Below are 14,080 nucleotides of genomic sequence, written 5' to 3'. Positions count from 1 at the left end.
TCACGGCGTCAAGCGCCAAGGACCCAACGGCTTCCCGCCCACCCCATCATGACAGACTTCCAAGACACAGGGACCCATAACCACAAATGCTGATTGCTGTGCACCGCTGGGACGACGAGTCCCGTCAACAAGATCTGCTGCGGCGTATGGGTCCCGGCCTTCGCCGGGACGACGGCGTGGTTGGGGTTCACGCCCGGAAAACATATCGATCACTTCAGCACGACCCACGCCGGCGCATGATCACTCGCGCCTTCCTCGCCACGAACATCCCGGTCGACGCCGGCTTTCGCGAGCCGCGTCGCCACGTCGGGGCTGAGCAGCAGATGATCGAGCCGGAGGCCTGCATCGCGCGGCCAGCGCTGGCGCTTGTAGTCCCAGAAGGTGAACATCTGACGATCCGGATGCAGCGTGCGGAGCGCATCGCACCAACCCTGATCGACCAGCGCCTTGAACGCGGCGCGGCTCTTCGGCTGGATCAGCGCATCCTTGTCCCAGGAGCGGGTCGGATAGATGTCGAGAGGCGTCGGCGCGACGTTGTAGTCGCCGGCCAGCACCACGGGCACCTGCTGCTTGAGCAGCTTGGCGGCATGGGCGCGCAGCCGCTTGAACCAGGCGAGCTTGTAATCGAATTTGGGCCCGGGCTGCGGATTGCCGTTCGGAAGGTAAAGGCTGGTGACGACGATGCCGCGCACCGCGGCCTCGATGTAGCGCGCCTCATGATCGTCGCGGTCGCCGGGCAGGGCGGTACGGATCAGGACCGGCTCGGCCTTGCGCGCGAGGATGGCAACGCCGTTCCAGGTCTTCTGGCCCTGCCACACCGCACCGTAACCGGCCTTATCGAGCGCGGCCGCGGGAAACTCGGCGTCGCTGGCCTTGAGCTCCTGCAGGCTGACGACGTCGGGCTTCGCGGTTTTCAGCCAGCGCAGCAGGTTCGGCAGCCGGCGGTTGACGTTGTTGATGTTGAAGGTCGCGATCTTCATCGGCAATCGCGAACCCCGATCGGGTCAGGTGGACGGTGCCGTTGGCGCGGCGGCAGGCAATGGCGGCGGCGCCGGCGCTGCCGATGGCAAAGCAGGAGGCGCTGCTTGCGCGGCGGCCGGCTCGCTCTTCTCGGCGACGGCCTCGCTCTTCTCGGCGGCTGAGTCGTTGCTCGCGGCGACCGCATCGCCGCCCTTGTAGATGCGCACGAAGCGGCGGCCGAGGCTGGTCAGCACCTCGTAGCCGATGGTGCCGAAATGATGCGCGACCTCGTCGACCGTGATGCCTTCGCCGATCAGCGTCACCATGTGGCCGCGCCGCACGGCATTCTTGTCGAGATCGGTGACGTCGACCGCGATCAGATCCATCGAGACGCGGCCGGCGATCGGGCAGCGCTTGCCGGCGACCACGACCTCGGCGCCGCGGGTGCCGTCATTGGCGCTGGCGGCGCGGAAATACCCGTCGGCATAGCCCGCGGAGACGATCGCAAGCCGGGTCGGCCGCCGCGCGGTCCAGGTGCCGCCATAGCCGACGGTCTCGCCGCGATCGATGTTGCGGATCTGCACGATGCGCGCCTTGAGGTCGACCACCTGCTGCATCGGGTTGTCGGCCTCCGGCGTCGGATTGACGCCATAGAGCGCGCAGCCCGGCCGCACCATCTCGAATTGGAATTGCGCGCCGAGGAACACGCCGGAGGAGTTCGCCAGCGAGGCCGGCACGCCGGTGAACAGGCTCGCGATCTCGCGGAAGCTCGCAAGCTGCCTGGCGTTGGCGGGATTGTTGAGCAATTCGGCAGAGACGAGGTGGCTCATGACCAGCGTGATGCCGTGGTCGCCGGCATTGATCCGCGGGATGATGCCTTGCGCTTCGCTGACCGTCAGCCCTAGCCGGTTCATGCCGGTGTCGATATGGATGGCGGCGCCGCCGGACCAGCCGGAGCGGCGGCAGAACACGTCCCATTCGGCGAGCTCGTTGAGATCGCCGATCACAGGCTTGCAGTCGATCTTGGCGTAGGCATCGCCGGTCTGCTGGAAGAAGCCGCCGAGCGCATAGACGGTCGCCTGCGGAACGGCCGCGCGCACCACGGCGGCCTCCTCGACGGTGGCGACGAAGAAGGTCTTGCAGCCGGCCTTGGCGAGCGCCCGCGACACCTGCTCGGCGCCGCAGCCATAGGCGTTGGCCTTGACCACGGCGGCGCATTCCGCCGGGACCGCGGTCTTCTCGAGCTTGCGCCAGTTGGCGATGATGGCGTCGAGGTCGACGGTGAGGATGCCGGTGGCTGCCGGATGGGCCGCAAGCAAACTGGCTTCGGGCGTCAGCTGCGATTTCGCGTCGGTCACGATGTTCATGGCTCAGTTGTACAAGCGGGACCAGCGGCCTTCAACCGTGCCTCTCCATTAGTAGGAGGGCGGGCGATCCGGGACCAGTCCGTCCGTTGCGAGATCGCCGAACCGGGTGACGCTGGCTTCGAAGTGCAGTTCGACGGTGCCGGTCGGACCGTGGCGCTGCTTGCCGATGATGACTTCGGCCTTGCCGAGCGCGCGCTCCATTTCGGCTTGCCAGGTCGCGTGCTCCGGGGTGCCGGGCCGTGGTTCCTTGTTCGCGAGATAGTATTCCTCGCGGTACACGAACATCACGACGTCGGCGTCCTGCTCGATCGAGCCGGATTCACGCAGGTCCGAAAGCTGCGGCCGCTTGTCCTCGCGGTTCTCGACCTGACGCGAGAGCTGCGACAGCGCGATCACGGGGACGTTGAGCTCCTTCGCCAGCGCCTTCAGATTGGTGGTGATCTCGGTGATTTCCTGCACCCGGTTGTCGTTGCCCTTCTTGCCCGAGCCCTGCAACAGCTGGATGTAGTCGATCACGATCAGGTCGAGGCCCTTCTGCCGCTTGAGGCGGCGGGCGCGCGCGGTGAGCTGCGAGATCGAGAGACCACCGGTTTCGTCGACGTAGAACGGCAGCGACTGCAACTCGATCGAGCAGTCGCGGATCTTCTCGAAATCGAGCTCGGTGATACCGCCGCGCCGGATGTGGCTGGAGGGAATGCCGGTGCGTTCGGCGAGAATACGGGTGGCGAGCTGTTCGCCGCTCATTTCGCAGGAGAAGAAGCCGACCGCGCCGCCGTTCACCGCCTTGGTGGTGCCGTCAGCCTGCACCTCGGGGACATAGGCCCTGGCAATGTTGTAGGCGATGTTGGTGGCGAGCGAGGTCTTGCCCATGCCGGGACGCCCGGCGAGCACGATCAGGTCGCTTGGTTGCAATCCGCCCATCTTGGCGTCGAGGTCGCGCAGCCCCGTCGAAATGCCGGACAGTTTGCCGTCGCGCTGGAACGCCTTTGCGGCCATGTCGACGGCGACCGTGAGCGCATCGGCAAAGCGCTGGAAACCACCATCGTAGCGGCCGGTTTCGGCGAGGCCGTAGAGCTGCCGTTCGGCGTCCTCGATCTGCGCGCGCGGGGCAAAATCGACCGGTGCGTCGTAGGCGACGTTGACGATCTCCTCGCCGATCTGGATCAGGTTGCGGCGCAGGCTGAGATCATAGACGGTACGCCCGTAGTCCTGCGCGTTGATGATGGTGGTGGCTTCGGCGGCGAGTCGGGCGAGGTATTGGCTGACCGTCATGCCGCCCAGGTCAAGCTCGGCAGGCAGGAACGTCTTCAAGGTCACGGGATTCGCGACCTTGCCCATCCGGATCAGACTGCCGGCCGTTTCAAAGATCTGCTGGTGGATGGCTTCGAAGAAGTGCTTCGACTCCAGGAAATCGGAGACCCGGTAGAAGGCGTCGTTGTTGACCAGGATCGCGCCGAGCAGCCCCTGTTCCGCTTCGATGTTGTGCGGCGCGCTCCGATAGGTCGCGGACGCGGCGTCGGGCGCGAGCTTGTGGACGTTCGAATCAATCAAGGCCATGGACGAGCTTATTCTTCTGATTTCGTCGTTACTGAGATTTTCGGCTGTGGGGCCGCGATCAAGCGCCAGCCCGGCACGAAGCGAAAGGACGGATGTTTCTTATGCACGATTCACACAACGCGATGTGTGAATCCACCACAGCCGGATGCATTCCGCTTGACGGGGTTTCGCTCGAAAATCGGCGGAGTCCGGCCGGTCAGCGATGGCGTTGGCAAAAATCCGACGCGGCCTGAACCTTTTGCCAGGCTGCCGCGCCCAACCAGCAGCGAGGTCGGTGCTGGCTTCGGTTCCTCAGACCAGGATGAGGAAAGCCAGCGCGATCAAGGCGGCCGCCACGCCGGTTGCGATCAGGGCGTAGTCGGTCACGAGGTCGCGTTGCGGGTCCAACATCGTCTGGTGCGGTTCTCGGGTCATTCCGGACCACTACGACAGCCCGGAACAGACCTCTGTGAAGCAGATCACACCTGGCGCATTTTCTTTGCGACAGGCTCGCGGAACGACCCGGCGGATTCCGGGTTGTCTTCGCTCAGGGGAAGATACGGCGACGATGGCTCGAGAGTTTCAGAAAGCGCGACTAAGGATCAGCCGGGCAGGCGGCACGGACCGCCGCTGGCTGGCGTCGCTTGTCGATGCCATGGAGCAGGCGGCGCGTCCGGAGGTCCGAAACGTTCCCTGCGACATCAACCTGATTTCGGCGGCCGCGGCCCACCTTGCGCGCCCGGCACCGACCTTCGCCCATTGCGGCTCGGCCTACAGCCTGCGCAACTAGCGGTATCCGCGCTTTCAGACCTATTCGCCGGCGAGTTGCAGCCGGGGTTTCGCGGCGCCGGCTTCCTTGTGCCGGAGGCGGCCTTCCTCGCGGCCGATATAGTCGCGGGTCATCGGCACGATGCCCTGGCGCTTGGTCAGCTGCAGCTGGAAGTTCATCATGTTCTGCACCCGGAACGACATCTCCGAGGCCGCCAGATAGAATTCCCACATCCGCGCAAAGGTCTCGTCGTAGAGCCGCACGGCCTCCTCGCGCCGCGCCATGAAGCGGTCGCGCCACGCCTTCAGGGTCTCGGCGTAGTGCAGGCGCAGGATCTCCATGTCGCAGATCAGCAATCCGGCCTTCTCGATCGCCGGCATGACCTCGGAGAGCGCCGGAATGTAGCCGCCCGGGAAGATGTATTTCCGGATCCAGGGGCTGGTGACGTCAGGACCGGTCGAGCGGCCGATCGAATGCAGCAGCATGACCCCGTCATCGCTGAGGAGCTCGGCGCAGCGCTTGAAGAAGGTTTCGTAAAACGCGACCCCGACATGCTCGAACATGCCGACCGAGACGATGCGGTCGAACGGGCCGGGGATGTCGCGGTAATCCTGCAGCAGGAAGCGCGCCGAATACGCCAGGTTCTTCTCCGCCGCCCGGGCGTTGGCGATCTGCAGCTGCTCGGTCGACAGCGTGACGCCGGTGACGTCGGCGCCGCTCATCTCGGCGAGATAGAGCCCGAGTCCGCCCCAGCCGGAACCGATGTCGAGGACGCGGTCGCCGGGCTTGATCAGGAGTTTTGCGGCGAGGTGGCGCTTCTTGGCGAGTTGGGCGTCGTCCAGCGTCGAGTCCGGCGTCTCGAAATAGGCGCAGCTGTATTGCTTGTCCGCGTCGAGGAAGAGGGAATAGAGGCGGCCGTCGAGGTCGTAATGGCGGGCGACATTGCTCCTGGAACGGCCGCGCACATTGAGCTGCTGGGCGCGCCGCCCGAGGAACCGCACCCAGGCTTGCAGCCTGGCAAAGTTCGGCAGCATGGCCGCTTGGCCCATCAGGACAGCCAGCACGTCGGCGATGCTGCCTTGCTCCACCACGAACGTGCCGTCCATGAAGGCTTCGCCGAGGTAAAGCTCGGGATCGACCAGAATGCGCAGTTCGGCGGCGCTGGTCATGAACCGTGCGGCGACGGGAGTGCCCGTGCCGTCACCACAGGTGAATTTGGCGCCGCTTGCGGTCGTGAACGTGATCGAACCGCGGCGGATGAAGCGCCCCAAGAAAAATCGCAACAATCGGTCCATCGAAGCACCAACGGAACGGCAAGCTGCACACTGACACCACCGGAGCTGATCACTCCAATGTGTCCCCGACCCAAAGATAGGCAGGGAATTGGATCGCGCTATTGCGTTGTGCTCAAAGCCGATATTCCAAAATGTGACAATTGCGTGGATGCGGCACGCGCGCGCTTCCATTCGCGCGATAATCGGATAAAAGGTGACCGCCGCGGCCGATCCATCAGGCGCAGGCGGCGATTTTTCCGGAATCTGGAGACTTAAGGAATGTTGAGCCGAGCCCTCAGTCTGGCGACGGTGGCGCTTCTGATTGGCTGTCTGTCAGCCGTATCGGCGCAAGCGCAAAACCTCGAGGCCGGCAAAAGCCCCTCCCAGATTTTCGCCAACACCTGCACGGCCTGCCACAAGAGCCCGCGGGGTCTCTTGAAGACCGTACCGGCCGGCTCGCTGCCGGGCTTCCTGCGCCAGCACTACACAACGTCGAGCGACATGGCCGGCGTGCTTTCGTCCTATCTGATCTCGAACGGCGCCAACGACCCGCGCTACCAGGCCAAGGATCAGCCCAAGGGGGCCAAGGGCGGCCGAGACGGCCGCCAGGAGGCGAACCAGTCCCCGGAGCAGCCGGCCGAGCGCCCGTCTCGCCGGCAGCACCAGGGTGCGGCGCCGCAGGAAGGGGCCAAGGAAGGTTCCAAGGAAGCCGCGAAGCCCGACGCCGACGGTTTGAATCCCGAGGCACGTCCTCATCACCGCGGCCGGCGCATGGCACGTCCGAGCGAGACGCCGGATGGTGCCAAGCCGGACGACGGCCAGATCCCGCAGGCCGCCGGCGAGGGCAGGCCATCGCGCCAGAAGCACGGTCGTCGCGGCAAGCCGGTCGAGGAGCCGAAGTCCGACGAGATGCCCAAGGGCGAGACGTCGGGCGACGAGCCCAAATCCCAGACGGCGATCAAGCCCGAAGACAAGGGTGAGGCCGAGAAGCCGGCGAAGCCTGCCAGCCAGCCCGATACGGCCAAGGTCGATGCGCCCAAAGCCAACACGGGCAGCGAGCCGGCTGCCGTGCGATCGGACCCGGTCCCGCAGGTCACTCCCGCGGCTCCCGCCGCTTCCCCTGCGCCCGAGCCAGCCGCTGCCGCATCTCCGGCGCCGGCGCCCGCCGCGCCGCCGGTAACCGCGGCCGCGCCGCCTCCGCCGCCACCCCCGACGACGCCAGGCTCCGGTCCGCCGGAAGCGCCGAGCTCGAAGTAATCGCCAACGCCGGGCCGTGAGGTCCGGCGTTATCATTTGACTGCGACTAGAGCAAAGCTCTAGAGTTTTGATCTAGTCAGCAGGGAGCAGAGGTGAGTACGGCGCGCGAAGACCTCTTGGCAGCGGGACTGGCGGTGTTCGACCGCGACGGTTTCGAGGGTGCGACGGTGGCCGAGATCCGCTCCCGCGCCCGCGCGTCCAACGGCAGCTTCTTCCACTTCTTCACCTCGAAGAAGGAGCTCGCTGGAACCCTGTTCCTGTAGATCCTGCAGACCTATCACGCCGCGATCATCACCGCGGTCAACGACACGCACGGCGCCGGCGAGGGCGTTGCGCGGCTGATCCGCGCCCATCTCGATTGGGTCGTGACCAACAGGCGCGAGGCGCGCTTCCTGTTCGAGATTTCGCGCAGCGAGTGGGGCGAGGAGGTGCGCGGCGCGCAACGCACCGAGAATTCGCGGCTCACTGACGGCATCGACCGCTGGCGCGCGCCGCTGCTCGCGCGCGGCGAGTTGCTGCCGATGAGCGCTGTGCTGTTCTTCAGCCAGATCATCGGGCCGGCGCAGATCTTTTGCCGCGCCTATCTGTCGGGCCGCCATCACGGCGACCCGCGCGAACAGGTCGAGACGCTGATCGCCTGCGCGATCCGCGCGGTGGTGGCGCCGGGTGCGCCGGAGCGAGCGGGAGGGACGTCATGAACGAGGCCGATCCGGACTTTGCGCCGATTGCGACGCGGATTCGCGACAATGTCGGCCGTCAGGGCTTCATGGGTCTTGTCGGTGCTGAGGTGGCCGAGCTGTCACGCGGCGCGTGCACGCTCGCGGTCGACCGCCGGCCTGAACTGTTGCAGCAGCACGGCTTGTTTCACGGCGGGGTGACGGCGTTTTTGGTCGACAACGCCACCACGATCGCGGCCGCGACGTCGCGTGGCCAGCCGGCGCTGACGGCCGAGTACAAGCTCAACCTGCTGTCGCCGGCGTCGGGCGATCGCCTGATCTGCCGGGCGCGCGTGATCAAGCCCGGGCGTCAGGTCGCCGTCGTCGCAGCCGACGTGTTCTGCATCATCGACGGCAAGGAGAAGCATACCGCGACGGCGCTCGCGTCGATCGCCATGCTCGATGATCAGGCGGCGGCACGAATCCAAAGCCCGGCCTGATGGGGCCGGGCTTCAGTCGGTGGAGCGAAGAAGAGAAGCTTACTTCTCTTCTTCGGCGGCCGGAGCCGGCGCGGCCTCGTCGTCGTGCTGCGCTTCTGGATCGAAGAATTCGCCGGCGGCGGCGAGCGCTTCGGCGGCAGCGTCCTGATCTTCCTGGCGGGTCGAGATGTCCTCGCCTCGCTTGATCCGCTCGGCCTCTTCGGCGGAGCGGGCGACCGTCACGGTGACGCTGGTCTCGACCTCGGGGTGAACTGCGATCGTCACCTTCTGCGCACCGATCACCTTGATCGGCGAGTCGAGCCAGACCTGCGGGCGCGCAACCGTGATGCCGTCGGCGGCCAGCGCAACGACGATGTCGCGCACCGTGACCGAGCCGAACAGCTGGCCGGACTCGGAAGCCTGTCGGATGATGATGATGTCGCGGCCGTCGATCTTCTCGGCGACCACGGAGGCTTCGCCCTTGGCCTTGATGTTGTTGGCCTCGAGCTCGGCCTTCATGCCGTCATACTTGGCGCGGTTCGCCTCGGTGGCGCGCAGCGCCTTGCCGCGCTTCAGCAAGAAGTTGCGGGCGAACCCGTCCTTGACGCGCACGACCTCGCCCATCTGACCAAGCTTGGCAACGCGTTCCAGCAGAATGACTTCCATTTTCGTTCTCCTTTAGAGGCTAAGTATCGGGTTGAGTGGTTGGATCGAATGTCAGGCCGCAGGCAAAGGCGGCGGTCTGGTTTGCAGATAGCGCTGGCGCAGTCCGAACACGGCGTCCGCAATGCCGAGCGCGAAGATTGCCACGATCGGCCAGCCGAACATGACGACGACGGCATAGATGCCGGCGAGCCAGAAGCCGCGATTGGCGAGCGACAGCGTCAGGGTGTGCAGCATGGCGAAGCCGACCAGCGCATAGGCGATCACGAGCGCTGTGGTGACGATCTGCGCCAGCAGCGCAAGCATGCCACCGACGAAGCTGAAGGCGACCGCCACCAGCAACGCGACCAGCGCCATGGCGGGGAGCGCGGTGCTGCGGAACTCCGGCCACGGCCGGTTCAGCCGCCCCGAGGTTTGTGTGATCTTGCCGGCGAGCCACAGGTTGAGCGTAAGCGTGACCATCGCGATGACCGTTGCCGCGAGTGGCGCGAAGATCACCAACGCGTCGACGAAGCGTTCGATGTCACTGCCGGGTTGCGTTTCGCCGGCGCTGAGCATCTTGAGCAGGCCGCGCCGCAACGTGCCGGTGATCGTGTCGGTATCCGTGCCGAGCGTCAGCAGCGCGGCGGTCGTGGTGATGATGGCGAAGGCCGCGATCCAGAGCAGGATACGGCCGACGGGATACCATTCGAGCGCGGGCGGCTGCTGGGCAGCGCTATCGCCGGCTGCGCCTGCGATCGGCCGTCCGAGCAAAGCGAGATGGCCGAGCCACCAGCCGGGCAGGGCGACCATCATGGCAAAGGCGATGCAATAGGGAAGTCCGAAGAGCGCGCCGAGCACGGACGCTGCAGCGGTACCGCCGATGGCGGCGGCGAGCGGGCCCCAGCCGAGCGCCGTCACCATCAGAGGCAGCGGCGCGAGATAGAACAGCAATATCGAGATTGCCGCGCCCGAGACGATCGAGGCGAACATCAGCGCCGATGCTGCGCCGGCGGCAAGTGCAATAATGAGGATCGCGATCATCAGCTGTCCCGCTCCTTTCGAGCGGTTAGAGGTACTCTGTCGAGAACCCCAACCATCGGCGACCGGACGACCCGGAAGCCTTATGAGAATTAGCGGCCGGCGGCGCGTGCCGCCGGCCAGAAACGGTTAGCGAATAACGTAGGGCAGCAGGCCGAGGAATCGCGCACGCTTGATGGCGCGGGCGAGCTCACGCTGCTTCTTGGCGGACACGGCCGTGATGCGGCTCGGCACGATCTTGCCGCGCTCGGAGACGTAACGCATCAGCAGCTTGGAATCCTTGTAGTCGATCTTCGGCGCATTCGCGCCCGTGAACGGGCAGGACTTGCGACGACGGAAAAACGGACGGCGGGCACCAGCATCAGCCATGATTCATTACTCCTCGGTCGCAGCTTCTTCTTCGCGCGGACGGCGCGGGCCACGATCGCCGCGGAAGCCGCCGCCATCGCGATCACCACGGAAGCCGCCTTCGCGGTCGCCGCGGAAGCCACCGCCACGGTCATCGCGCTCGCGGTCACGATCGGCCTTGCGCATCATCGCGGACGGGCCTTCCTCGTGCTCTTCGACGCGCACGGTGAGATAGCGGATGACGTCTTCGCTGATCCGCTCCTGGCGCTCGATCTCGGTGACGACAGCCGACGGTGCGTCGATGTTCATCAGCACGAAATGCGCCTTGCGATTCTTGTTCATGCGGTAGGTGAGGGAGCGCACGCCCCAGCTCTCGGTCTTGGTGACCTTGCCGCCGCCCTGTTCGACGATACCCGTCATCTGGGCCGTCAGTTCATCCACCTGCTGGGTGCTCGCATCCTGACGCGCGAGAAAAACATGCTCATAAAGAGGCATGGTTGTCCTTTCCTGTGTTGGCGTGGTTTCCGGCGACAAGCCCTTCGAGACCTTCGGAAAGGACTCGAGCTGCTCAGAAGGCGGAAGCACGGGACGACGGGCCGACTGGCCCTGCCACATCAAAATCAACGGGTGAATTTGCTGAGACCGTCCGTTCAGCTCCCGGCCGGAGCCCACGAATGGGGCGCGTTATACGGATTTTGGCCGCGAAGGCAAGGGTCCGCGGAGGGTTCTTGGCCCCCAGAGTGACGAGAGGTCGTAGCCGCGCCGGTCGCCCAGCGCAACTTTCGGCCGGTTCCTGTTGATTTCTTTGTTTGTATGTCATACAAATATGTTCCGGGAGGACGATCGATGGGTTCGGAGACCGCCAGCGGCATGCCTGCGCCCGATCCGAAGCACGCGGTCCGCGCGACGCGGTCGGCGGGGCGCAAGATGCGCTCGCTGCTGCTCGATGCCGCCAGCCGCCTGTTCAAGGAGCGCGGGCTCTCGGGCACGTCGATCTCCGACATTGCCGCCGCCGCAGACGCCTTTCCGAGCCAGATCACCTATTACTTCCGCACCAAGGAAGCGCTGTTCGTCGAAGCCGCCAGCCGCGACATGCTTTACCTCGCGCGCGCGACCGAGCAGGCCGCCCTGCACGCCCACACGCCGCGGGATTACACCCACGCCTTGGCCGAGACCGTGACCGCGACCGACACGGTCGCCTTCTTCGCCGAGGCCCTGACCTTGACACGGCGCCGGCAGGACCTCGCGCCTTTGGTCGAGCGCACCATCGAGCGACTGCACAGTGAAGGCGCACGCGCCTACGCCGGCCAGGTCGAGCGGCATGGCTGGCGCTCGCTGCGCGCGCCCGAAGAGAGCTCGCGGCGCTTCTGGGCGATTGCGATCGGCGTGATCGTCGAGGGTTTTGCGATGGGGCGCGGAGGCGAGGAGATGTGCCGCGAATTGCTGCGCGCACTCGGCGAGCAGGCGACATCGACGAATGATGGATCGCGGCTGCGCCTGGTCGGCGATCGCGACACTTCATCCTCAACGGACGGGGAGACCAGCTCATGACCGCACTACGCATGCGTGCCCGAGATTTCCTCACCGAGGATGAACTGGTCACGGTCCGGCAACGCACGACGTGGAAGGGCGCAGGCCTGATCGTCCACGCCTGGGCGCTGATCCTGGGCGCGATCGCGCTGGTCGCGTGCTGGCCCAATCCGCTGACCTATCTGCTCGCGGTCGCGATCATCGGCTCGCGCCAGCTTGGGCTCGCAATCCTGATGCACGACGGTGCGCATGGCTGTCTCTCCGCAAACGAGAACACCAATCTCACGCTGAGCCAGTGGTTCTGCGCCTATCCGATCTTCGCCGAGACCCGCGGCTATCGCCGCTATCATCTGCAGCACCATGCGCGGACGCAGCAGGAGGATGATCCGGATCTGGTGCTGTCGGCGCCGTTTCCGATCACGAAAATGAGCTACCGCCGGAAATTCCTCCGCGATATCACCGGACAGACCGGCTACCAGCAGCGCAAGGCGCAACTGCTCAATGCGATCGGACCGAAGGAATGGCCGCTATCGCAGCGCGCCGCCAACTTCTGGCAGAAGCTCGGGCCACAATGCGTCACCAACGCGTTGCTGTTCGCAGGGCTCGCCGCTGCGGGCGTGTGGTGGGCCTATCCGCTGTTGTGGCTGGTGCCGCTGCTGACCTGGATGATGGTGATCACGCGGATCCGCAACATCGCCGAACATGCCGTCGTGCCCGACAGCGCCGATCCCTTGCGCAACACGCGCACCACGCGCGCCAACGTGCTCGAGCGTCTCTTCATCGCGCCGTACTACGTGAACTACCACCTCGAGCATCATCTGCTGTTCTACGTGCCCTGCTACAACCTGCCGCGCGTCCACCGCATCCTGAGCGGAAGCCGCTACGCCGACCGGATGGAAGTCCAGCCGGGCTACGCCGCCGTGCTGCGGCTGGCGACCGCCAAGCCCAATCGGGAAGACCGCCCGGGCCAACTGGTCAACAGCGCGCGCCGGGCGAGGGCGGGCGCCGAGGTTAACGCCGACCAGAATGCCGGTGGATTCTAGGCCGGGCCGGCCCCGGCATCCCCAGGGTTCCGCGCGCGCGGCTTGACATCGCGCCCCCCATCAGTGTCTTACGGCCCGGTCCGAGGCCGGTTGCAAGATTTGGTTGCAGGGAATTGGTCCGGACCCGCTGTGGCGCGTTTCGCGCGACGGGATACCGTTTTCCCCTGCGGCAGGCGCGGCGCTTGCGCGGGGATCACGCGCAACAAGGTAGGGAGCGCCGATGACGGCAGCATTCACATTTCCCGGGCAGGGCTCGCAGGCGGTTGGCATGGGCAAGGCCCTGGCCGACGCCTTTCCAGTCGCGAAGGCCGTGTTCGATGAGGTCGATTCCGCGCTCGGCGAGAAGCTGACCGCGATCATCTGGGATGGTCCGGGCGAGACGTTGCAACTGACGGAAAATGCCCAGCCGGCGCTGATGGCGGTCTCGATCGCCACCTTGCGCGTGCTCGAGAGCGAGGCCGGCTTCTCGGTCGGCCGCAACGCGGCCTTCGTTGCCGGGCACTCGCTCGGCGAGTATTCGGCGCTGGCCGCTGCCGGCAGCCTGACCGTCAGCGACACCGCGCGGCTCTTACGCACCCGCGGGCTCGCCATGCAGAAGGCGGTGCCGGTCGGCGTCGGCGCGATGGCCGCGCTGCTCGGCCTCGACTACGAGGCGGCGGTCGCGGTCGCCAATGAGGCGGCGCAGGGCCAGGTCTGCCAGGCCGCCAACGACAATGGCGGCGGCCAGGTGGTGGTCTCCGGCGACAAGACCGCCGTCGATCGCGCGGTCGAGATCGCCAAGACCAAGGGCGCCAAGCGCGCCATGCTGCTGCCGGTGTCGGCACCGTTCCACTGCAAGCTGATGCAGCCGGCGGCCGATGCGATGGCGCAAGCGCTGGCCGGCGTCACCATCAAGGCGCCCGCCGCGCCGCTGGTGTCCAACGTGCTGGCGTGCGCCATCACCGATCCCGACGAGATCCGCCGCCGCCTGGTCGAGCAGGTCACGGGGACGGTTCGCTGGCGCGAGTCGGTTGCCTATATGGCAGGCCAGGGCGTGACGCGGTTCTTCGAGATCGGCGCCGGCAAGGTGCTGACCGGCCTCGTCAAGCGCATCGCCGACGGCGCGGTCGGCGTATCCGTCGGCGGCCCGAACGATATCGCTGCAGCCAAGGATGCGCTGGCAGCATCGGCCTGAAGCA

15 protein-coding genes and 1 pseudogene are annotated in these 14,080 nt (G+C 66.1%); 7 read left to right on the top strand and 9 right to left on the bottom strand.

Annotated features, from left to right (window positions below):
* Window positions 1-209: 209 nt before the first annotated feature.
* From xth to BraRD5C2_RS39380, 4 genes are all read right to left on the bottom strand, one after another.
* Complete coding sequence (gene xth / locus BraRD5C2_RS09705; RefSeq protein WP_223968049.1) at window positions 210-980, bottom strand: exodeoxyribonuclease III; 771 nt, start codon at window positions 978-980, stop codon at window positions 210-212.
* Between the two features lie 24 nt (window positions 981-1,004).
* Window positions 1,005-2,327 (bottom strand): alanine racemase, encoded by a 1,323-nt coding sequence (alr, locus tag BraRD5C2_RS09700; RefSeq protein WP_223968048.1) that lies wholly within the window; start codon window positions 2,325-2,327, stop codon window positions 1,005-1,007.
* Window positions 2,328-2,375: 48 nt separating this feature from the next.
* Window positions 2,376-3,884, bottom strand: a complete 1,509-nt coding sequence (locus BraRD5C2_RS09695; protein ID WP_223968047.1) for a replicative DNA helicase — start codon at window positions 3,882-3,884, stop codon at window positions 2,376-2,378.
* A 291-nt stretch (window positions 3,885-4,175) separates the two neighbouring features.
* Window positions 4,176-4,298 (bottom strand): hypothetical protein, encoded by a 123-nt coding sequence (locus BraRD5C2_RS39380; protein ID WP_256437482.1) that lies wholly within the window; start codon window positions 4,296-4,298, stop codon window positions 4,176-4,178.
* Between the two features lie 133 nt (window positions 4,299-4,431).
* Between BraRD5C2_RS39380 and BraRD5C2_RS09690 the strand changes: the two genes are divergently transcribed.
* Complete coding sequence (locus BraRD5C2_RS09690; protein WP_223968046.1) at window positions 4,432-4,653, top strand: hypothetical protein; 222 nt, start codon at window positions 4,432-4,434, stop codon at window positions 4,651-4,653.
* A 20-nt stretch (window positions 4,654-4,673) separates the two neighbouring features.
* Here the strand turns inward: BraRD5C2_RS09690 and BraRD5C2_RS09685 are convergent, their stop codons facing one another.
* Complete coding sequence (locus BraRD5C2_RS09685) at window positions 4,674-5,927, bottom strand: SAM-dependent methyltransferase (RefSeq protein ID WP_223968045.1); 1,254 nt, start codon at window positions 5,925-5,927, stop codon at window positions 4,674-4,676.
* A gap of 258 nt (window positions 5,928-6,185) precedes the next feature.
* Between BraRD5C2_RS09685 and BraRD5C2_RS09680 the strand changes: the two genes are divergently transcribed.
* The 3 genes and pseudogenes from BraRD5C2_RS09680 (at window position 6,186) to BraRD5C2_RS09670 (ending at window position 8,319) form a co-directional block, all read left to right on the top strand.
* Window positions 6,186-7,163 (top strand): hypothetical protein, encoded by a 978-nt coding sequence (locus BraRD5C2_RS09680; RefSeq protein WP_223968044.1) that lies wholly within the window; start codon window positions 6,186-6,188, stop codon window positions 7,161-7,163.
* A gap of 92 nt (window positions 7,164-7,255) precedes the next feature.
* A pseudogene (locus tag BraRD5C2_RS09675) lies at window positions 7,256-7,861 on the top strand (TetR/AcrR family transcriptional regulator).
* Window positions 7,858-8,319, top strand: coding sequence for a PaaI family thioesterase (locus tag BraRD5C2_RS09670; protein ID WP_223968043.1), 462 nt, complete (start codon window positions 7,858-7,860; stop codon window positions 8,317-8,319). Before BraRD5C2_RS09675 ends, BraRD5C2_RS09670 begins: the two are co-directional and overlap by 4 nt.
* 39 nt (window positions 8,320-8,358) lie before the next feature.
* Here BraRD5C2_RS09670 and rplI read toward each other — a convergent pair whose 3' ends face one another.
* From rplI to rpsF, 4 genes are all read right to left on the bottom strand, one after another.
* Window positions 8,359-8,964, bottom strand: coding sequence for a 50S ribosomal protein L9 (rplI, locus tag BraRD5C2_RS09665; RefSeq protein WP_223968042.1), 606 nt, complete (start codon window positions 8,962-8,964; stop codon window positions 8,359-8,361).
* Window positions 8,965-9,015: 51 nt separating this feature from the next.
* Window positions 9,016-9,984, bottom strand: a complete 969-nt coding sequence (locus BraRD5C2_RS09660) for a DUF2232 domain-containing protein (protein ID WP_223968041.1) — start codon at window positions 9,982-9,984, stop codon at window positions 9,016-9,018.
* A 126-nt stretch (window positions 9,985-10,110) separates the two neighbouring features.
* A complete protein-coding gene (gene rpsR / locus BraRD5C2_RS09655; RefSeq protein ID WP_016844287.1) occupies window positions 10,111-10,350 on the bottom strand; it encodes a 30S ribosomal protein S18 in 240 nt (79 codons plus the stop codon).
* Between the two features lie 6 nt (window positions 10,351-10,356).
* The gene (gene rpsF / locus BraRD5C2_RS09650) at window positions 10,357-10,824 is read right to left on the bottom strand and encodes a 30S ribosomal protein S6 (RefSeq protein ID WP_092113431.1); all 468 of its coding nucleotides are present in this window, start codon (window positions 10,822-10,824) and stop codon (window positions 10,357-10,359) included.
* A gap of 351 nt (window positions 10,825-11,175) precedes the next feature.
* Between rpsF and BraRD5C2_RS09645 the strand changes: the two genes are divergently transcribed.
* The 3 genes from BraRD5C2_RS09645 (at window position 11,176) to fabD (ending at window position 14,076) form a co-directional block, all read left to right on the top strand.
* Window positions 11,176-11,880 (top strand): TetR/AcrR family transcriptional regulator C-terminal domain-containing protein, encoded by a 705-nt coding sequence (locus tag BraRD5C2_RS09645; protein ID WP_223968040.1) that lies wholly within the window; start codon window positions 11,176-11,178, stop codon window positions 11,878-11,880.
* On the top strand, window positions 11,877-12,902 hold the full coding sequence (locus BraRD5C2_RS09640) for a fatty acid desaturase family protein (protein ID WP_223968039.1): 1,026 nt from the start codon (window positions 11,877-11,879) through the stop codon (window positions 12,900-12,902). The genes BraRD5C2_RS09645 and BraRD5C2_RS09640 overlap by 4 nt, the downstream gene beginning before the upstream one ends.
* A gap of 220 nt (window positions 12,903-13,122) precedes the next feature.
* Window positions 13,123-14,076, top strand: coding sequence for an ACP S-malonyltransferase (gene fabD / locus BraRD5C2_RS09635; RefSeq protein ID WP_223968038.1), 954 nt, complete (start codon window positions 13,123-13,125; stop codon window positions 14,074-14,076).
* Window positions 14,077-14,080: the final 4 nt, after the last annotated feature.

The organism is Bradyrhizobium sp. RD5-C2, assembly GCF_019972155.1.
Taxonomy (GTDB): Bacteria; Pseudomonadota; Alphaproteobacteria; order Rhizobiales; family Xanthobacteraceae; genus Bradyrhizobium.
Note: the sequence above shows the minus strand (reverse complement) of the source record. Positions and strands in the feature narration are given on the sequence as shown.